We start from the raw sequence: 20588 nt of genomic DNA on the forward strand, positions 1-20588 counted from the left end.
ATGAAAGATAAATTTATCATTTTTTGTGGATTGTTTTGGAGTATATTTTCAGCTAATTCACAGGAAATTAAGGTAGAAACCGACACTAAAAACATCAAAATAGGTGAACAGATACGATATAAAATTTCGGTAGAAACTACAACTGAAGAACCTATTTCATTCCCTGAAGGACAGACATTTATGCCTCTGGAGATGGTGCGTTCGTCTGCCATTGACACAATGCGAAAGCAAGAAAAATATCGCTTGATAAAAGAATATTTTCTAACGCAATTCGACTCAGGAAGTTACACCATTCCACGTCAAAAAATAATTATTAATTCTAAAGATTTTTACACTGATTCTTTACTCGTAGAGGTACGTTCGATACCAATAGACACGCTCAAACAACCTCTTTTTGATGTGAAACCAATCATAGGTGTGAATTCAACTTCAAAATCAAGGGTTTATCTGTGGGTTTTACTTGGAATCATCATCATTATAACAATCGGATTTTTAGCATATTACTTCTTTTTCCATAAGAAAAAATTGTCCGAAGAGGAATTGCGAAGGAGGTTACCTCCTTTCGAAAGGGCAATTGAAGATCTGAAAAAATTGCAAAATTCCAAATATCTAATCGAATCGAATCACAAGGCGTATTACTCAAAATTGACAGATATTGTCCGCGAATATTTGGAAGACGATGTACATATTTTAGCTAAAGAAAGTACTACGGATGAGTTACTTTCTAAAATAAAATTAATGCAAGAAAATGGCAGTCTGAATCTTTCGGAAGAAACGGTAAAAAACCTAAAATCAGTACTACAAACTGCTGATTTAGTAAAATTTGCCAAAAGCAAACCCGCTGACAGTACCGCCGAATACGATCGGAAAATCATTGAAGAGGTCATCATTAAAACTAAACAAGCCATACCCGAAGTAATAGAAACGACAGAAGGCTTGTCCGAAAAAGTTGCGGAAATTCAGAACAAAAACAAAAAACGGAAACTTGTTGTCATTTCAGGGATTGCCTGTACGGTGGCATTGCTTATCGGGAGTTTAGTCTATTTCTATGCCGATAGCATTACTCAACTTTTTTATAACAGTCAATACATCAAAGAATTATATGAAAAAAAATGGGTAACAAGTGACTATGGTGTGCCGATTACAGAACTATCAACTCCTGAAATTCTAAAACGTAAACAAATTGTTAATTTACAAGAGGTTGGAATGCCTGTGAAGAAACAACATTTTTTTGAATTTGGAAGTATTCATTCAGAATTGTACGTAATGACTAGTATTATTACATTTCACCCTCAAACGAACGGACAACAAGCTGAGTTAAATCCCGAATTAGTCAACAATTTGATACTATCGCAAATAGAAGCTGCTAAAGCAACCAATATTACGACATTCACCGAAGAATATACTTCAACCTCAGGTGCGAAGGGTATGAAAGTTTACGGAAAAATGGTTTTAGTAAATGAAAAAACAAAATCGCCTTTTCAGGCTCATTATGAACTATATAGTTTCACAGAAAATGGAGCTTTACAGCAACTATTAATCACTCATATTGACGACCCTAATGCTTATAAAATCGCCGAAAAAATTGTAAATTCAATTCATTTCAAACGGGAATAGCTCTTATTCGAAAAGAACATGGTATAATCCTCATGGAATGTTGATTTATATCATCAAAAAAATATGTAAGAAAAATGATTTTAAGAATTAACGTATGTTTAAAGATATAACTTTTGCAAATCCAATCTTCTTTTGGTTATTGGCAATCATTCCTTTGTTAGTCTTATGGTATGTTTATACATACAAAAAATCAAGACCAACGCTAACCCTTTCATCAGCCGCCATTTTTAAGCAAAAAAGCGGATGGACAACCTTTGGGTATCATTTATTATTTGCGTTGCGAATATTAGCTATAACGTTGATTATAATAGCATTAGCTCGTCCACAAACTCGCTCAGAATCTGCTAAAACCAAGATTACTGAAGGAATCGACATCGTGATGGCAATTGATGTGTCGTCCAGTATGCTTTCACAAGATTTAAAGCCAAATCGGTTTGAAGCATTGAAAAAAGTAGCATCGCAGTTCGTACGCGATAGAGTTTCGGACAGAATTGGTTTGGTTGTTTACGCAGGAGAAAGTTACACTCAGACACCTGTAACAAGTGATAAATCAGTAATAATCAACGCAATAAATGCTCTTACTTACGGACAAATAGAAGATGGAACTGCCATTGGTATGGGACTCGCTACTGCCGTAAACCGGTTGAAAGACAGCAAAGCAAAGAGCCGTGTCATCATTCTACTTACCGATGGAGTGAATAACACAGGGTTTATAGACCCACAAACCGCTGCTGAAATGGCTGCTGAGTTTGGCATAAAGGTGTACACAATTGGTATCGGAACTAATGGAATGGCTCTATCTCCTTATGCTTTAAATGCTGACGGAAGTTTCGTTTACCGAATGACTCAAGTAAACATTGATGAACCACTGATGAAAAAAATAGCTCAAACTACTGAGGGAAAATACTTTAGAGCTACCAATAACAAAAAATTGGAAGAGATTTACGAAGAAATTAATAAAATGGAAACTACTGAAATTGAAGAATTCAAATACACAAAGGTGGAAGAAAAGTTTCGAATTTTAGCTCTAATTGGAGTCTTTTTATTGCTATTAGAATTTTTATTGAAGCACTCCATTTTCAGGAACGAAATATAAGGTTTTGATATCTATTCGTAGAAAAAAAACATGTAAACCAAATAGTTACGAAACACTTAAAAAGTAAAATAATTAGATAAGAAATAAATCGTGTCATGATACACATAGACGAAAAAATATATTTGTGGCTCATTTTATCGGTAGGGGTACTATTTTTATTGTTTTCTATCTCCCGCATCCGGATGAGACGACAACAAAAACAATTTTCCGATGAGAATCTACTAAAACGTTTAGCACCCGATCGTTCACGCTTTAAACCGTTGTTAAAGTTAGGAATACTTTCTGTTGTAATCGTGGCTCTATCGGTAGCATTAGCAAATCCAAAAGTAGGAACGAAACTCGAAACTGTTAAACGAGAAGGTGTGGACGTGTTTTTTGTTATTGATGTTTCTAAGAGTATGCTAGTGGAAGACGTGGCTCCCAATCGATTGGAAAAGGCTAAGCGATTAGTGTCCGAAACTCTAAATCAACTGAAAGGCGACCGAGTAGGAATTGTAGCGTATGCGGCCAGTGCTTATCCGGTGTTACCCTTGACAACTGACCATTCGGCTGCCAAAATGTTTTTGCAAAGTATGGACACCGATATGCTTTCCTCACAAGGGACGGCAATCCAAGAGGCGATACGAATGACATGCAGTTATTTCGACAATACGCAGGAAACGGCACGAATCTTGATAATCGTCTCTGATGGTGAAGATCATGAAATGGGAGCTTTGGAAGTCTCGGAAGAAGCTGTTAATCAAGGAGTAAGCATCTACACCATCGGTATAGGAACTGAAAAAGGAGGCCCTATCCCAATCAAGCAAGGCAACGTAACTCAGTCCTACAAACGTGACAAGAATGGCGAGGTAGTCATCTCTCGACTGAACGAGAATCTACTAAAAGAAATCGCAGAAAATGCCAACGGAAAATACATAAACGGCGAAAATACAAAAGAAACGATTGATGAACTTATAACCATTTTAGATGGCACTCAAAAAACCGAATTTGAAACTCAAAAATTTGTTGATTATCAAGATCAATTCCAATGGTTTTTGGCGGTAGCTCTGTTACTATTGGTCTTCGATTTATTTATTTTTGAACGTAAAACCCTGTGGGTAAAAAAACTCAATTTGTTTAACGAAAAGAAATAGAATGATGCGGATTTTATTATTTGTATTTTTATTAACAGGCTTCATAACTTTTGCTCAAAACAGAGAAGAACAAACTAAGAAAACTCTTGAAGAAGCAAAAAATAGGTCTGAAAAATATACTCAAAAGGGAAACAAGGCTTTCAACAGTGATAAACCTATTCAAGCAGAGGTTGAATATCGAAATGCAATTGCTGAAAACAAAGAAAACGGCATTGCTCAGTACAATTTAGGGACGATGTACTATAAACAAAAAAGCTACGACGAAGCTTTCTACCGATTGAAAAATGCGTCCACTTCAGCAGAGGTAAGTCATGCCGAAAAACATCAAATCTTCCATAACTTAGGGAATACATTTATGAAAGAAAAGGCATATGAAAAAGCTGTACAGGCATATCAAGAAGCATTACGAAATAATCCTAACGACGAAGAAACTCGCTATAACTTAGCTGTTGCTAAAGAGATGTTGAAGAAAAATCCTCCTCAAAGTCAAGATAATAAAGACAATAAACAAGATAACAACGAAAACAAAAACGACGAGAACAAAGACAGTCAAAATAAAGAGGAAAACAAAGACCAGAATAAGGATAATAAACAAGATAACAAAGAAAACGAAAAGGAGGAGAATAAAGATAATCAAGATAACAAAAACAATAAGGACAAAGAGAAGGACGACAATAAAGAAGATAAAAATCAAGATAAAGGCAACAACCAAGATAGACCCAATAATCCTGAAGATGGCAAGAATGACAAAGATAAGGGTGAAGGCAAAAACACTCCTGCGTCACTATCGCCTCAGCAGATGGAGCGTATTTTAGAGGCTATGAATAACGAAGATCGGAAAGTTCAGGAGAAAATTAACGCTAAAAAGGTAAAAGGTGAGCGTATCAAATCAGAAAAAGATTGGTAATAGCTTCTATGTTACTACTAATCAATAAGTTGGAGTTGATTGGCTTTAAGGTTTTGTCATCTATACAATTAGAAATAAAGAAAAAATATGAAACATCGCATATTATTTATTATTAGCTTATTTTTCAGTGTGTTACACTCTCAAGAAGTGGAATTTATTGCCAAGGTCAGCAAAGACAAATTGGGAGTAAATGAACGTTTGCGTATCGACTTCACAATGAACAAAAATGGAGATAATTTTACTCCTCCTGACTTTAAAGGGTTCACAGTAGTTATGGGGCCTTCGCAATCGGTTTCAGATATGTGGATGAATGGGGTGAGAACTTTCTCAAAATCATTTAGTTATACCTTGCAACCTACTGCTGAGGGAAAATTCACTATTCAAGGGGCGAGTATTGATATTGGTGGAAAGACCTATACCACAAAGCCAGTTGAAATAAGTGTTACGAAAGCAGTAGAAACACCTTCGTTGGATAAACCGACCACTGACCTTATTAAAGACAATTTGTTTTTGGTAGCAGAAGTTTCAAAAGGAAATCCATATCTGAACGAAGGAATCAGCGTAATCTATAAACTTTATGTGGGTGGACAAGTTGCATTGAATGATTTAAGAGTTGTGGATGTTCCAAAATTTCCTAACTTTTGGAGTCAAGAAATACGGATGGCCATGTCGCAGTATGAGGTAGATAATTGCACCTACCAAGGGAAAAATTTCCGTTGTGTGACCATAAAAAAGATGGTGCTATATCCACAAAAAACAGGAAAAATTACCTTGGAACCACTATCAATGGATGCAGTTTTGGCTGTACCTACGCAACAACGCGATTTTTTCGGCAGAAACATTATGCAACAATCCGTACAGCGAGTTAGCTCTGGGAATAGAGTACTTAACGTTCGTGAGCTTCCCGAAGAAGGAAAACCCGATGATTTTTCAGGAGCTGTGGGTGATTTTACTTTTGAGGTAAACGCAACCCGCAAAGAGCTGAATGCATCAGAATCGACTCAAATTAAAGTACAAGTTTCGGGGAATGGGAACTTGAAACTATTTGATTTACCTAAACTTACTTTCCCTTCATCTTTGGAGGTCTACAACCCTGAGCAAAAGGACAACGTCAACACCACCCTTTCGGGAATGCGAGGAACAGTAGAGCAAACTTATACAATTGTGCCTCAATATGGAGGAAAATATCCCGTAGGAGCTACTTCGTTTTCCTACTTTAACCCAAGTACACAGAAGTATCATACCGTTAAAACAGAAGATATTCTCCTTGATATTGCAGGAACTCCTGCCAAAGAAATTCAAAGCACGGGAGAAATAGTAAAACAAAGCGTACAAAATTTAGGAAATCAGTTCCGATTTTTACAACTCAATCCAAATTTACAACCAATAGATCAGCCTCTTTTTTTCAGTACATCGGCTTATTATTGGTGGTTATTTTTACCCCTACTCGCTATACCAATAGCTTTATTCTGGCAACGATTCCAGCAAAAAAGACAAGGCGATGTGGAAGGAAACAAAATCCGTAAAGCAAACCGTTTAGCCAAGAAGTATTTAAGTGAAGCAAAACAGAGAATAACGGACAAAGATACGTTCTATGAAGCACTAGAACGAGCTTTTCACAACTATTTGAAAGCTAAACTGAAAATTGAAACCTACGAAATGAGTAAGGAAAAAATCAGCTCACTGCTACAAGAAAAACAAGTGAAAGCCTCTACGCTGGAAACATTTATTAGCTTATTGAAAAACTGCGAATTAGCCCGTTACTCACAGGCTCATTCTGTTGCTTCATTGGAGAAAGATTATGAGCTATCAGTACAGGTACTCTCTGAGCTTGATAAGCAGATAAAGTAAGATATTGTGTTCGAATAAAACAAAAATATTAAAGAAATAACATAAAAAATACTATGAAATTACGATACATATTGAACATTAGTTTCTTTATTTTAGGACTGGGAACGAGCCTTGCACAGGACAATGAAAAGTTATTTTCTAAGGCTACAGAAAGTTACAATACGAACGATTTTAAAGGAGCTATAGAATCGTACATGAGTATCTTAGATTCGGGATATGAATCCTCAGAACTATACTACAACTTAGGAAATGCTCATTACAAGCTGAATCAAGTAGGAAGAAGTATTTACTACTACGAAAAAGCTCTTAAGCTCAATCCTGACAACGAGGATGCTCGTAACAATCTAGTATTCGCCAACCAAATGACGGTTGATGTTATCACTCCATTACCCAAAACGTGGTACACACAGTTATCAAACCGTATTACTTCATTATTTTCACTCAGTACATGGGCTATTTTTCCTATTTTGAGTGTTTTTGCTTTTGTAATATGCTTTTTGATTTACTTTTTCACCCCTTCAACAATCTTGAAACGCATATTTTTCACACTTACTCTTGTTTGCATAGTAACTGCTGTAGGCACCTATTTCATAGCAAATTTCCACTATAAAAACTATGTGAATGAGAAATATGCAATTCTATTCGAGAAAACCATCCGTGTTTTTGCTGAACCCAATGCGTATAGCTCAGAAGTATTTATTCTGCATGAAGGTACAAAGGTAGAAATTATCGAAACCCTTAACGAATGGATAAAAATCCGTTTGGCAGATGGAAAAATAGGATGGGTGAAGGAAAATGTGTTACGAGTTTTATAATACTTTAAGTAAACAATATCACTCTTTAATAACATCTTCATATTCAAACCAAAAGGATTCAAATTGACTCATTGTACGATACAAAAATTCCATAGTCTCACGCCAACTTTCCTTGTTATGGATATTCACACCGTATTTTTGGACGTAAACTCGACTGATTTCTTTCTGATTAGGAAGTATATGAGTTTCTTCGAAAATAGCATCAGGCAGATATTCTGTTAAAAGAATCTGTTTCAGGGAAAGCATTTTATTGTAGTATAAACACCTGTTTTCTAAATTGTTATCTTCGATATCAAGTGTTACCATTGCTTTTTTTTGGTCAAAATAGAATTTAAAACTGAAATCTTTAATTTTAGTGTCATAAAGCACCCATTTTCGAGGAAATGACTTGCCAAAAGAAATCCAAAATTCTTCGCGTAGTTTTTTTGCTTCTGCTCTGCTAAACATGTGTTGGTTTTTAAATCTGTGGTGAGGCTGATTAAAGCACTAAAAAACTTTGTCAATTTTTTCTCAATTTTGAAAAACGGAAAAGAATTTGACAAAGTTTCTATTTCAATTAAGTATTGCTTTTTTTTACATAACCTACTTCGTATCAAAGAATTAATTTGCACTCTCTTACCGAAGTAAATCCATATCTCAGGAAAATAATCCGAAGAGATTTTTATTCTAAGGTCATTAAGTAGCGTTCGGCATCTAAAGCTGCCATACACCCTGAACCAGCAGCTGTAATGGCTTGACGATAGCGACTATCAGCGGCATCTCCTGCTACGAAAACTCCTTTTACGTTGGTTTCAGAAGTTCCTGGCACATTTTTAATGTACCCCACTTCATCTAAAGTGATAAACTCCTTGAAAACATCGGTGTTTGGCTTATGTCCAATTGCAACGAAAAATCCTGTTACAGGTATTTCAGAGATTTCATTCGTTTGATTATTACGAACTTTAATCCCCGTAACTACCTGACCGTCACCTAAAACTTCTTCTGTTTCGGTATTGAAAAGCACTTCTATGTTTTGCGTTTTTAGCACACGTTCTTTCATGATTCTCGACGCACGAAACTCATCACGACGCACTAACATGGTTACTTTTTCACATATGTTAGATAGATACAAAGCTTCCTCACATGCCGAATCCCCAGCTCCTACGATAGCGACCTGTTGTTTTCGGTAAAAAAATCCATCGCAAACGGCACAAGCAGAAACGCCACCTCCCATCTTTAAGTAATGTTGTTCGGAAGGCAGACCTAAATATTTTGCAGAAGCTCCTGTAGCGATGATAACAGTTTTAGCGTGGATTTCGTGTGTTTCGTTTACCCAAACTTTATGAGGTGTTTGCGAAAAATCGACTTTTGTCACCCATCCGTTTCTTATTTCAGCACCAAAACGCTCTGCTTGTTGTTGCAGTTCAATCATCATTTCAGGACCTGTAATTCCCTTTGGATATCCAGGAAAATTTTCAACTTCATTGGTAGTGGTCAGCTGTCCTCCAGGTTGTTCTCCTTGGTATAAAACAGGAGACATATTGGCACGTGAGGCATAGATTGCCGCAGTGTATCCCGCTGGACCTGAGCCAATTATTAGGCATTTTACTTTTTCTATGTTTGCCATTGTATTACTGTTTTTTATAGTTAACCCCACAAAAATACATATTTTAAATGAATTAAACAATTATTTATCGAATGGTACAACGGTGAGGTGTTTTGAAAATATTTTAAAATAAATCTCAAAATATTTGGAGGTTTCATTTTTTCAATATACTTTTGCGGTGTATTAGTTAAGTAGAACACTAAATCAGTTTATGTATGATACGAATTCAAAATTTAGATTTTTCTTTCCACAAGAAAGTTGTATTCCAAAATTTGAACTTGCAGATTGAAGCAGGACAAATTTGTGGATTATTTGGAAAAAATGGGGTCGGGAAAACCACGTTGTTGTACAACCTCACAGGGTTATTGTTTCCTCACAAAGGAAAAGTGGAGATCTTGGGATTTGAACCTAAGAAGCGACAGACGGAATTCCTACAGGAAATTTTTCTAATTACCGATGAAGTATATCTGCCTGATATGTCGATTCGGCAATATGAAAAAACCATCGCTCCTTTTTATCCAAAGTTTGATACGGTACAATTCCTTGAATTTTTAAATAGATTTGAAATTCCCTCAGAAAGTCAGATTAATAAACTGAGCCTTGGACAGCGCAAAAAAGTCCTGATTAGCTTTGCCTTAGCAACGAATACTGCTATTGTACTGATGGATGAACCTACGAACGGACTCGACATTATGGGTAAAACTCAATTTCAAAAAATACTTGCTGAACAGATGAATGATGACCGCTATTTTATCATCAGTACACATCAAGCTAAAGATTTAGAAAATCTTATCGACCGCGTGATAGTATTGGATAATGAAAAAATATTATTCAATCAATCTGTACGAACGATTTCTGAGAAACTAAATTTTAAAATTTCAGAAAATAAAGCTGAGCTGAGCAAGGCTTTTTATGCTGAAACCAATTTCTTTGGCAATGTAATGGTACTTCCCAATCATGAGAATACCGAAAATCGGGTGGATTTGGAATTGCTTTACAAAGCCGTAACTACTAATTCTGAACAAATAAATCAATGGTTTAACTCAAAATAACAACATCCCATGAAACAAATTGGACTATTACTCCGCAAGGAATGGACGGAAAAACGTACGTTTTTTATATTTTTTACAATAGTAGCATTACTCATAAGTATAGGTGTGATATCCTACTATTGTTATGTCAGTTGGATAAATTCAGTAGATACAGGATATTTCTTTTTCTCTACAGAGGCTTTTATGATGCCCTATATAGTCACAATATTTGTGTGGGCTATCATCTCTCCCTACATCGCTTTTAGGGATTTTAAGAAAAGAAAATCAGCTATTTACGAATGGTTAATTCCTGCTACTCCAACTCAGAAATGGTTGGTTAAATGGTTTATCTATTGTGTTTTGTTCTTTATCTTTTTCACAATCCTGTATGGATTTTTGTATTATATTTCAGCTCAAATAGTGGATAAATTGGACTTTGTAAATACGTATGCTCCAGAAGATTTTGGACTACCTTCATTTAGCCATTTTATTGGAATGGGAACAGTTATTTGTCTGATGGCACAGTCTATTTTCTTTGCAGGAGTACTGTTTTTTAATAAATTTTCCATGTTTTTCACTACTTTTTCTTTCTTTTTATGGATTTGTTTTATGATAGCTTTGAATTCAATTTTAGGAGAATATGGCAGTATTTTTTTTGATACTGTATTGGGGGTGGAAGCAGATGAAGGAATGGGCTATTATGCTATTCACAAAAATTCAGAAAATATAAAATTGTTATTAACCTTGTTATTTTATATCGGAATTTTTATGTTGTACACATTATCTTATTTTAAATTTAAGGAAAAAGAAATACGATAGCCTATGGAAATTAGAGATACTGGACGAGCCATTTATTTACAAATAGCAGAATTTGTCTGCAAGAAAATTCTGTTAGATGAATGGCTCCCTGAAACTAAAATACCGAGTGTTAGAGAGTTAGCAGTACAATTGACTGTAAACCCCAATACAGTAGCTCGAAGTTACGAAGTACTAAAAACTAACGGAATTATCATCGATAAGCGAGGGATTGGCTACTTCGTTGAAAAAGAAGGAAAGCAACAAGCTAAAAACTTCCGACAAGCGGATTTTCTTGAGAATGAATTACCTACTTTTTTCAACACATTGCACACTTTGGGAATAGAACTAAATGATTTAGAACCTAAATTTCAAGTATTTAAACAACAATTAAAAGCTAAACAAGATGAAAACCAGTAATAAAATTCTTATGGGACTTGGAGTAACGCTATTGCTATTTCCTATTTTTTTGACACTGCTCAAAAATGTAGAAAATAAAAAAGCTCCGAAAGTATTCAATAAATACACGTATGACTATGTTCCTGAAAAGCTACCACCTTTCAAACATCTGAAAGTTGTAGGAAGTTATCACAACATGCAATTAGCATTCGCATCCTCGGATTCTGCCTTTGCGTTCGTTCCTCAGGACAAATCAGCTCCCCGACCTAAATTTATCTATCATCAGGATACACTTATAGTTTCTTATGAGAATATAAAAACAGAAAAAAACTTGGAATACACTTATTTCTTTCAAGTTCACACCCTTGATTTACAGTCATTAACATTAGATAAAAGCAACTTTACGCTGGATGCCTACCCTTCCGTAGAAAACGCTTCGTTGGACATATGTATGAACGAATCTCATATCACATTACAACAAGAACGAAAAACAAGAGATTATAAAAATATAACTATTGAAGGTACGAAAAGTACTATCTTAGTAGATACTCCAACAAAAGTTGAAAATATGCATATTACATTATCGGGAAAATCGTTCTTAATGGTCAAACATCTTGACATTGATAATTTTTCAGCTACTGTCAGTTCGGAAACAACTGTCAAGGCTACCGAAAGTTTAAATGATTTTATTCAAATAAAGACTTGATTATAATTCACGCAATGGGTGGAATTGTGTTTAAAAACTGTGTAAAATATTGTGAGTTATGAACTTACTAAGGGTTTTAGTGGAATTAATTTCGCTATAACCCTTGTTTTATATCCAAAACGAATAAAAATGTCAAGCATATAATCTAACCATATTGTAAAAAATGAGACAAGAAATGGTGAGCAACGCTTTCGATTTATGTATCATTAGACTCAACAAACGAACGCCATTTCAAAGTTTTTTGTTATAACAGGTTACGCTTAGCTACTTGCTATATCATCAGTTTTTTACTTAATACATTTACCTATTTTCAAGATAATGGAAATATTGTGCATCAATCACTTAGAAGCTGTTTTACGTATTTAAAAGAAAAGTTAGTTCTATACAGATAGCTTCGTTCTGAGATTAAAAGAAGTTTGTAAAGAGGTTCTTTTAAAAATACAAAAGTCAAGGGTGTAATACCGTTTATTGATAGTGTTCTTCCGTAGATTTAATAAAAAAGTATGTTTAAAAAACACTCTTAAAACCATTGTTTTGAACATTGATTATATTTCTAACGAATTACTCCTCAGTATTGCTTACTCTCTCTTCTAACTAGTGTGGTAAGTGTAAAAAGAATAGCCAGATGAAAAAGAAACTATTCTTTATAACTTTTCAATTATTTGAAATACAATATCTTGTATTTTTTTGAAGGGATGTCAGTAGCTCTTTCCTGCTTAGTTTAATTATATGATTCTTATAAAACATGTTTATGAGCTCTGTACGAAGAGCGTACTAAAGCACCACTTTCCACATGACGGAAACCTAATGATTCGCCTATTTGTTTAAATTTCGCAAACTGGTCAGGTGTAATAAATTGTTTTACAGGTAAATGTTTTTTTGAAGGTTGTAAGTATTGTCCAATTGTAACTATATCCACATTTGCTGCTTTCAAATCGTGTAACGTTTCGATTACTTCTTCTTCCGTTTCGCCTAATCCCAACATAATTCCAGATTTTGTGCGATGAGCTCCACTGCTTTTAAGATATTTAAGTACCTCCAAACTGCGGTCATATTTTGCTTGAATACGTACCTCACGTGTTAATCGTCGAACTGTTTCCATGTTGTGTGAAATTACTTCGGGAGCTACGGCTACGATACGATCAATATTCTTTTCTACGCCTTGGAAATCAGGGATTAAGGTTTCTAAAGTAGTTTTTGGACTCATTCTTCGGATGGCTTTTACGGTCTCTGCCCATAGGATGCTACCCATATCTTTCAAATCGTCTCTATCCACGGAGGTAATAACGGCATGTGTTATGTTCATCAATTTGATTGAACGTGCCACTTTTTCTGGTTCTTCCCAATCCAAAGAATCAGGACGTCCTGTTTTTACGCCACAAAACCCGCAAGAACGTGTACATATATTTCCTAAAATCATAAACGTAGCCGTTCCTTCACCCCAACATTCTCCCATGTTTGGGCAACTTCCTGAGGTACAGATGGTATTAAGACTGTATTTATCAACTAACCCTCGAAGTTCAGTATATTTTTTTCCTGTGGGAAGTTTCACACGAATCCATTTCGGTTTGCCTTTTGGCGGAAGTACATTGTTTTCTACTGTCATTGTTTCGGCACTCATAAAGTTATTCTCTTATGGAAATAATGCCCAAAAGTACACTTTTTTTCGAAATTGACAAAATAGTATCGGTTATTTACAAATAAAAGAAACTGTCCGAAAAGTTATAATCTTGTTGTGATATTTTCAGTATACCTGTATATGCACTTAACGAATAACTCCTTACTGTTTTGCATGAAAGAAGAATTTATAAGTTAAAAAACATATAAACGTATCTTGAATGTAACAAGAAAACCTTGCCTCGTCAGCCAGATCAAATGGCTGAATCTTGCAATTGTTTACTTTTCGGACAGCGTCCTAAATGTGTGTTATTTAATAAGTAAATTATTCAACAATGAATTTACCTTTCATCATAGCTGCGTGAGCAGGGAACGAGCAGATAAAATCATACGTTCCAGCTTCAGGAGCGTCAAAAGTGATAGTAGTTTCTTCTCCACCGCCAATTACTTTTGTGTGTGCAATTACAGCATCACTTCCCGCAGGAACATAGTCACTATCCTTTGCTTTCAATGCTTCAGCTGCAAAAGCCGCCACGTCAGTGCCTTGTTTTAGCAATACAAAATTGTGTCCCATAACCGTTACAGGCATTTTACCAACGTGTTTTAAGGTTAGTGTAACCTTTTCTCCTGCTTTTGCTTTAATTTCAGAAAGGTTGAACGTCATTTGATCCGTACCTTCCAAAACAATTGTCCCATTTTCAACATGTTTAGCTGTAGAATTTGAAGGTGTTTCAGGAGCTACATGCTCATGATTGTGAGTTACAGAAGACTCCTCTTTTTTCTTTGTTTCTGTGTTTCCGCAAGAAACTGCCAATGCCCCCATAAGAGCTACCAATAATACTTTTTTCATTTGAGATAGAATTTAACGTTAAAATTTAGGTACAAAGATAATGATTTTTTTTGATATACCCAAAAGTAATTTATTTCAATTCTAAATTGCGTGTTAAGCTGCCAAGCGTCAAAATTTTTATAAGGAAGCAAGGCATCTGCCATTCTCTTTTTTGATTTACGTCTTAATGAATAAAAATTTTGAATATACATAGATGAACGAACCTAATAGAGGAAACGCACAAATCAAAAAAGCAAAAGTCACTTTCTGTCTTTTATCCAATTGCACATTCTTGATTAAATCAAATAATGTATATACGATCACAACTATCCGAAACTTTTAAAATAAAAGTTGCCTGAGAATGTCGTATATTTGAAAAATTCCCATTTTTTTTTCAATTATGGCACTCTTCAGGCGAAGCAAAAATACAAATAAACCCGTAATCAGACAAATTTTAGATCTCATTCCTGCGCATATTTTAAGAGCGGAAATCGCTAAACATCAGTCCGATAAGGGAAAGTCTACCTATAAAACTCGCGACCAATTGGTGGCACTAACTTTCGGACAGCTGAATAAATGCTATACGCTATCCGACATAAGTTGCGGATTATCAGTTAGTAGCACTTTCCTAAGCGATCTCCAACTCAAACAAAGTCCCGCAAAATCAACAATGAGTGATGGAAACAAAGTAAGACATTATGGAGTATTTAAAGATTTGTATTCTAGTCTTTTAAAGTATTACAAACACTCTTTAAAAGCCAAACATCAAAGTCATATCATCGATGAAATCCAAAACCACAAAATAAAAATCATTGACAGTACTACCATTAGCCTGTGTTTAAGCCTTTTCAACTGGGCAAAATATCGGACAGCTAAAGGCGGACTCAAAATTCACACCGTTTGGGACGATCAACTTGGATTGCCTGAAATGGTCAATATCACCGAAGCTAAAACACACGATAGCAAAGGATTACAACAAAATATCTATCCGAAAAACACCATCATTGTTGAGGATAGAGGCTATTTTGATTTTAGTTTGATGCTGGGCAGAATCCATTGCCAAAATACTTTTGTTACGCGAATTAAGTCCAACACGCTCTACCAAAGTCTCGAAGAACGAGACCTGCCTGATGAAAAAGACCACGACATCCTCAAAGATGAAATCATCGTTTTGACCTCAAAAAAGGCGGTAGAAAGTGGTATTGATCAAGAGAAATTGCGTTTGGTAAAGGTTTATAAGCAAGATGGCAACAAAACCATAGAAATCATCACCAATAATATGGATTGGACGGCGAGAACCATTGCGGATTTGTACAAAAAACGATGGGATATTGAGTTGTTTTTCAAGGCGATGAAGCAAAATTTACAGATAAAAACTTTTCTTGGAACGAGTGAAAATGCGGTGAAATCACAGATTTATGTATCTTTGATTTGCTATCTTCTGTTGGAGTTGATAAAGCGATTTTATAGCGATAAAAAGACGGCATTTAGTAATTTTTGCGAGAAAATAAGGGTGTGCCTTATGCATTATTTAACCTTGAATTATGTATGCAATGAGCTGAAACCGATTGTAAAAAAAGCAAAAAAACCACCTGAAAACACACTCTTTGACAGAGATAATTCCGCACAACAAACAAGTCTGCCCTTATAAATAAAGGGTTGACAAGGAATTTTATGAGTTTTCAAAAAACTTTCGGACGGCTGTGATATACGATAAAAACAACACATATAGTTAGTATAACGATTGGCATAATATAAATTAAAAAAAATGTTTTTAGAAAAACCTTTTGTTTTTGCAGATTTTTCTGATTAATAATATTTTTCTACTCTTTCGATTTTCGTAACTCGGTTTACTTTTTATTTTAATTCGGTTTCGACTTTCACATTTCCGATTTTTGGAGGGTAAGTCCGTTTCTTGACTAATGTTGTGATTTTTCAGTTACAAACGTATAGAATATTTTTTATAAAAACAAATAAACAGTGAAATGTTTTCCTAAATTTCAATTAGTTATGTTGTTGTTTTTACGGAGTGTGTGTTAAATAAAAAAGAAATGTCTATTTTTTTTATGAGAAAAAATGTCGAATTCATAAAGAGTTAACGGAGAAAATATTTTTTACGTTTTTTTGTTTTTAAGAAAGAAAACGAAAGAGTGATTCGTTTGTTCATTTATCATCAACAATGGTTTTCCTTCTTTATTATTGATAGTTTGAAAAGTGTCCAAATGAAATGCTCTTTTTCTGTCCCAATCCCCCTTTCGTATCCCGACCAAAAATAGTCAATCCTTGGAGCTACTTTCTTGACTTAGGTATATACTTGGGTAAAAAAACAAAGCCTTTCTTTAATATTTTATTGTCATTATTTTTCTGAAAATCAATAATTTGTGTTCGTTCTTAACGAAGTGTTGGTAATAATCTCTTTTGTATAGTATATTTGCAAAAAAAAATAAATGATGATAAAATTAATTGTATCCGATATTGACGGAACTTTGGTTAATAAATTCAAAGAAATTCCACCTCTTTTTTGGGAAGTTTTTAAATTGATTCAACAAAAAGATATACGATTTTGTGCGGCAAGTGGGCGACAAATACAGAGTTTAGAGCAGTTGTTTGCACCGATTCAACAACAGATAGCTTTTGCTTCTGACAACGGTGCTTTGGTTAAATATCAAGATAAAGTGTTGCACGAAAATTCAATTGAAAAAACTTTGTTGAAGCCAATTTTAGAAACTTGTGAATCCATAGAGGGGATTGCGGTGGCTCTTTGTGGTAAAAGAAAGGCTTATGTGAAAACAGAAAATATCCGACTTTACGAGGAAATTAACCTTCACTATCCTGCTATTGAATATGTTACAGATTTTAATATGGTAGATGATGACATATTGAAAGTGACTGTTTGTGATGAAAAAGGTTCACAACAGAATTCGTACCCTAAATTGAAAATTTATGAATCTGATTTTAAAGTGGTTATATCAGGGGATATGTGGCTTGACATTACAGCCAAGGAGGTAAATAAAGGGGTTGCTGTGTCTATTTTACAAAAAATGTGGGGAATTCTTCCGGAAGAAACCTTGGTTTTTGGCGATCAGATGAACGATATTGAAATGATGGCACAAGCTAAATTCAGTTATGCGATGAAAAATGCACATGAAGAAGTAAAGAAAATAGCTTCTTTCATTACCGACTATGATAACAATGATAGTGGAGTTCCTCGGAAAATATTAGAGTTAATTAGTTGATATATTGTGTTTTAATTATTTTTTGTGTTGCATCATCCATTTGCAATTGGTCAAATCATAGATTTTTTGGATGTCTTTCATAATCCGTTTGTAGTCAATTTGAAGGTCGATTAGATTGCCATTTTTCAGATCAAAAACCCATCCATGAACAATTGGATACTCTTCAATGATATATCGCTCTTGCACACACGCCATTTTGATGACATTTATGCACTGTTCTTGTACGTTGAGTTCCACCAAACGATCGTAGCGAAGTTGTTCATCATCAATGCGATCCAGTTCAACTTGATGTAAACGATAAACATCACGAATGTTTCTTAGCCAAGGGTTTAGCAATCCCATGTTTTGTGGAATCATTGCAGCTTTCACTCCGCCACATTCATAATGCCCACAGACAATAATATGTTTAACTCTCAGATGCTCAACCGCGTACTGAATCACAGCAGCTACATTCATGTCAATATTGTTAACGATATTTCCTACGTTTCGATGTACAAAGACTTCACCTGGTTTCATCCCCATAAGTTCTTCTGCCGTAACACGACTGTCGGAACAGCCAATGTACAGATAATCAGGGTTTTGAGTTTCTGCTAATTCTTTAAAAAAGCTCGGGTTTTCCTTCAGTTTTTTTTCTACCCATTTTTTGTTGTTTTTGAAAATATCGTCATATGAATTTAGCATCTGTTTTTGGTTTTAAGCTATTGTTAATTAGCGTTTTGAAAAATATACACTTCCGTGGCTCCAATGCCGTATTTTGCATACTCTGCATCGTAGAATTTTACGGGGTATCTTCCTAATAAATATTCCAATTCTGTACGTAGAACACCTTCGCCCACACCATGGATGAAAACTACTCTCTGAATACGTTTTTCAATAGCAAATTCCAGTTGTCGACGAGCCGTTTCTAGTTGTAGGGTAAGCATGTCGTGGTTAGTCATATTTTTGGTGGAATTGGTGAGTTGGTGAATGTGCAAATCTACTTCCATTGGTGGGATTTTTTTATCTTTCCGTGGAATGATTTTTTTCTTTTTTTCGATATTCTTAGCTAGAAAATCATGATTCATATCTGAAATAGGTACGCGAATCATGTTGTTTTCATTGATTTTTACCAATTCCGAAAGTAGAAATGTCAATTCAAAGCCATCAGTAGTTAAAATTGTAGCTTCTTGATCTTTAATTTTAACGATTTTTCCCCGAATAGTATCGTCTAAAACTTCTATGTGGTCACCTATATTCAATTTTTAGCTAATCTTATTCTGTTCGTTTATTTCTTTTCTTGTTGTTGCTGTGTTTCGGTCTTTACCTCACTCTCTATTTTAGAGTGAGGGTAGGGTATGGTTTTTTCTTTCTGAGGCATAGGGTAGGGATCAGACGTTTTTGAATTCAATTTTCTTGAAATATTGTAAATTCCAAACATCAGTAAAGCCATCCCTCCGATGAGTAGAAGCTGTTCGTAACCCTTAAAAAATGAACGTGTAAATGCCATCGTAGCACCGAGTGCCATCAGTAAATAAATCCACTTATTTTTCATAGTGATTTCATTTTTAATTATTTAACTTGAAGTAGCTCTTTAGCTAATTCAATCATTCTCGGGTCGCCCGTATGTTTGTTAGGTTCATCAGATAGTTTTACAGTCGATACCCATTCGTTATCACGTGTCAATACTTCCGTAAGTTTCATTACGATGTTCATCGGTCGAAGTCCTACGTCATTGGTTAAGTTTGTTCCAATTCCAAATGAAATTCCGATTTTTCCTTTACATGCTTCAGCGATTGATTTTACTTTCTCTGGATTGAGTCCGTCGGAAAAAATAATGTATTTCGACAGAGGATTAATGCCGAATTTTTTGTAGTGTTCAATGGTTTTTTCAGCAAAAACAATAGGGTCGCCACTGTCGTGTCGTACACCGTCAAAGAGTTTGCTGAATTTTTTGTCGAATTGTTTGAAAAATACATCCGTAGTGTAAGTGTCTGAAAGAGCGATACCTAAGTCGCCACGGAAAACATCTACCCAATGTTCCAATGAAAGGGCGTTGGACATTTTGTAACCATATTCAGCGGCATGGAACATAAACCATTCATGAGCGTGTGTGCCAATAGGTTTCACTTGGTATTTCATAGCCAAATGTACGTTACTTGAACCTGAAAAGTTGTATTTTTGTGATTTAGTAAGCGTTTGCATAACCAAGTTATGCACATAGTACGAATGGCGCCGACGTGTTCCAAATTCTGCAAAAACAACGCCTAAATTCTCGTAGAATTTTACCTTTTCGATGGTGTTTTCAATGATTTGACCATCGCTCCATTGTGTGGCATTCGTCAATTTGTAGTACAGTTCGCTAACCATTGCCAACAAAGGCACTTCCCAAAGAATGGTACGATACCAAAGTCCTTCTACTTCCATTTGAAAATCGCTACCGTTTTGGGTGATTTTTACTTCTGAAGGGTCATACCTATATCCCTCTAAAAAGTCAATGTACGCAGGGTTGAGGTATGGGCATGATGCTTTCAAAAAAGCCTTTTCTTCTTTGGTAAGTTTCAATTGAGACATTTGATTTACAGATTGTTGCATCGCTTGAGCAAAACCCTCTGGAAATTCATGTTTGCCACGATTGATGAATTTGTAGCGTCCTTTAGTGTTAGGAAATAGCTTAACGACAGCACACTGCATCGTGAATTTGTAGAAATCGTTATCTAAGATGGAGTTAAAAACTCGGTAATTTTCTTGCGACATATTTTTATGTATATATAATATTAATATGGTGTAATTTAATGAAATGTAGCAGACTCCCAGCAAAGATATACAAATAATTTAGAATAAGCAAAAAACTATTTTCTGTTTCGTTAAAATGGAAAGATTGAATGTTAAAAAAAAGGTCAGCTACGTTAAAAATAGAAAGGGCTTTCTGTTGATGAATATCAGTTTTTGTGGTGTCAAAATTGTTTTTAATTCAATGAAAATCAGAAATAGG

Annotated in this window: 20 protein-coding genes; 12 read left to right on the forward strand and 8 right to left on the reverse strand. The window is 35.0% G+C overall.

The features are described 5' to 3' along the window. The 6 genes from CGC52_RS07995 (at nucleotide 1) to CGC52_RS08020 (ending at nucleotide 7419) form a co-directional block, all read left to right on the forward strand. On the forward strand, nucleotides 1–1617 hold the full coding sequence (locus CGC52_RS07995) for a hypothetical protein (RefSeq protein WP_095894039.1): 1617 nt from the start codon (nucleotides 1–3) through the stop codon (nucleotides 1615–1617). A 94-nt stretch (nucleotides 1618–1711) separates the two neighbouring features. Continuing rightward, entirely contained in the window at nucleotides 1712–2713 is a 1002-nt protein-coding gene (locus CGC52_RS08000; RefSeq protein ID WP_042008633.1) for a VWA domain-containing protein, read from the forward strand. 95 nt (nucleotides 2714–2808) lie between these two features. Continuing rightward, nucleotides 2809–3846 (forward strand): VWA domain-containing protein, encoded by a 1038-nt coding sequence (locus CGC52_RS08005; RefSeq protein ID WP_042008631.1) that lies wholly within the window; start codon nucleotides 2809–2811, stop codon nucleotides 3844–3846. A 1-nt stretch (nucleotide 3847) separates the two neighbouring features. Then, nucleotides 3848–4753 carry a tetratricopeptide repeat protein gene (locus tag CGC52_RS08010; RefSeq protein WP_042008628.1) on the forward strand — a complete coding sequence of 302 codons (906 nt, stop codon included), beginning with the start codon at nucleotides 3848–3850 and terminating at the stop codon, nucleotides 4751–4753. 87 nt (nucleotides 4754–4840) lie between these two features. Then, nucleotides 4841–6604 (forward strand): BatD family protein, encoded by a 1764-nt coding sequence (locus tag CGC52_RS08015; protein ID WP_095894040.1) that lies wholly within the window; start codon nucleotides 4841–4843, stop codon nucleotides 6602–6604. A 41-nt stretch (nucleotides 6605–6645) separates the two neighbouring features. Continuing rightward, nucleotides 6646–7419, forward strand: a complete 774-nt coding sequence (locus CGC52_RS08020; RefSeq protein ID WP_369800758.1) for a tetratricopeptide repeat protein — start codon at nucleotides 6646–6648, stop codon at nucleotides 7417–7419. An 18-nt stretch (nucleotides 7420–7437) separates the two neighbouring features. On the opposite strand, the gene CGC52_RS08025 is transcribed toward CGC52_RS08020, so the two are convergent. Together CGC52_RS08025 and trxB are read right to left on the reverse strand one after the other, a co-directional pair. Then, nucleotides 7438–7866, reverse strand: coding sequence for a DUF4268 domain-containing protein (locus CGC52_RS08025; protein WP_095894042.1), 429 nt, complete (start codon nucleotides 7864–7866; stop codon nucleotides 7438–7440). A 214-nt stretch (nucleotides 7867–8080) separates the two neighbouring features. Next, a complete protein-coding gene (gene trxB / locus CGC52_RS08030) occupies nucleotides 8081–9025 on the reverse strand; it encodes a thioredoxin-disulfide reductase (RefSeq protein ID WP_095894043.1) in 945 nt (314 codons plus the stop codon). Nucleotides 9026–9219: 194 nt separating this feature from the next. Between trxB and CGC52_RS08035 the strand changes: the two genes are divergently transcribed. The 4 genes from CGC52_RS08035 to CGC52_RS08050 are packed head-to-tail and all read left to right on the forward strand — an operon-like array spanning nucleotide 9220 to nucleotide 11935. Beyond that, entirely contained in the window at nucleotides 9220–10056 is an 837-nt protein-coding gene (locus CGC52_RS08035) for an ATP-binding cassette domain-containing protein (RefSeq protein WP_095894044.1), read from the forward strand. 9 nt (nucleotides 10057–10065) lie between these two features. Continuing rightward, nucleotides 10066–10854, forward strand: a complete 789-nt coding sequence (locus CGC52_RS08040; protein WP_095894045.1) for a hypothetical protein — start codon at nucleotides 10066–10068, stop codon at nucleotides 10852–10854. 3 nt (nucleotides 10855–10857) lie between these two features. Next, the gene (locus tag CGC52_RS08045) at nucleotides 10858–11250 is read left to right on the forward strand and encodes a GntR family transcriptional regulator (RefSeq protein WP_042008612.1); all 393 of its coding nucleotides are present in this window, start codon (nucleotides 10858–10860) and stop codon (nucleotides 11248–11250) included. Continuing rightward, nucleotides 11237–11935 carry a hypothetical protein gene (locus CGC52_RS08050; protein WP_095894046.1) on the forward strand — a complete coding sequence of 233 codons (699 nt, stop codon included), beginning with the start codon at nucleotides 11237–11239 and terminating at the stop codon, nucleotides 11933–11935. Before CGC52_RS08045 ends, CGC52_RS08050 begins: the two co-directional genes overlap by 14 nt. Before the next feature lie 736 nt (nucleotides 11936–12671). On the opposite strand, the gene lipA is transcribed toward CGC52_RS08050, so the two are convergent. After that, on the reverse strand, nucleotides 12672–13556 hold the full coding sequence (gene lipA, locus CGC52_RS08055) for a lipoyl synthase (RefSeq protein ID WP_042008607.1): 885 nt from the start codon (nucleotides 13554–13556) through the stop codon (nucleotides 12672–12674). Nucleotides 13557–13877: 321 nt separating this feature from the next. Further along, complete coding sequence (gene azu, locus CGC52_RS08060) at nucleotides 13878–14402, reverse strand: azurin (RefSeq protein WP_042008605.1); 525 nt, start codon at nucleotides 14400–14402, stop codon at nucleotides 13878–13880. Between the two features lie 379 nt (nucleotides 14403–14781). Between azu and CGC52_RS08070 the strand changes: the two genes are divergently transcribed. Then, the gene (locus tag CGC52_RS08070; RefSeq protein WP_095893404.1) at nucleotides 14782–16032 is read left to right on the forward strand and encodes an IS4 family transposase; all 1251 of its coding nucleotides are present in this window, start codon (nucleotides 14782–14784) and stop codon (nucleotides 16030–16032) included. Nucleotides 16033–16831: 799 nt separating this feature from the next. Beyond that, on the forward strand, nucleotides 16832–17617 hold the full coding sequence (locus CGC52_RS08075) for an HAD family hydrolase (RefSeq protein WP_095894497.1): 786 nt from the start codon (nucleotides 16832–16834) through the stop codon (nucleotides 17615–17617). A 15-nt stretch (nucleotides 17618–17632) separates the two neighbouring features. Here CGC52_RS08075 and CGC52_RS08080 read toward each other — a convergent pair whose 3' ends face one another. From CGC52_RS08080 to pncB, 4 genes are read right to left on the reverse strand one after another with little or no spacing between them, the layout of a single operon-like run. Beyond that, entirely contained in the window at nucleotides 17633–18298 is a 666-nt protein-coding gene (locus CGC52_RS08080; protein WP_042008600.1) for a carbonic anhydrase, read from the reverse strand. 23 nt (nucleotides 18299–18321) lie between these two features. Continuing rightward, nucleotides 18322–18855: a Smr/MutS family protein gene (locus CGC52_RS08085; protein ID WP_042008598.1), complete on the reverse strand. Its 534-nt coding sequence runs from the start codon at nucleotides 18853–18855 to the stop codon at nucleotides 18322–18324. A gap of 26 nt (nucleotides 18856–18881) precedes the next feature. After that, nucleotides 18882–19148 (reverse strand): hypothetical protein, encoded by a 267-nt coding sequence (locus tag CGC52_RS08090; protein WP_052458218.1) that lies wholly within the window; start codon nucleotides 19146–19148, stop codon nucleotides 18882–18884. 17 nt (nucleotides 19149–19165) lie between these two features. After that, a complete protein-coding gene (gene pncB, locus CGC52_RS08095; protein ID WP_095894048.1) occupies nucleotides 19166–20350 on the reverse strand; it encodes a nicotinate phosphoribosyltransferase in 1185 nt (394 codons plus the stop codon). Between the last annotated feature and the right edge of the window lie 238 nt (nucleotides 20351–20588).

It is taken from the genome of Capnocytophaga sp. H2931 (genome assembly GCF_002302535.1).
GTDB lineage: Bacteria > Bacteroidota > Bacteroidia > Flavobacteriales > Flavobacteriaceae > Capnocytophaga > Capnocytophaga canis.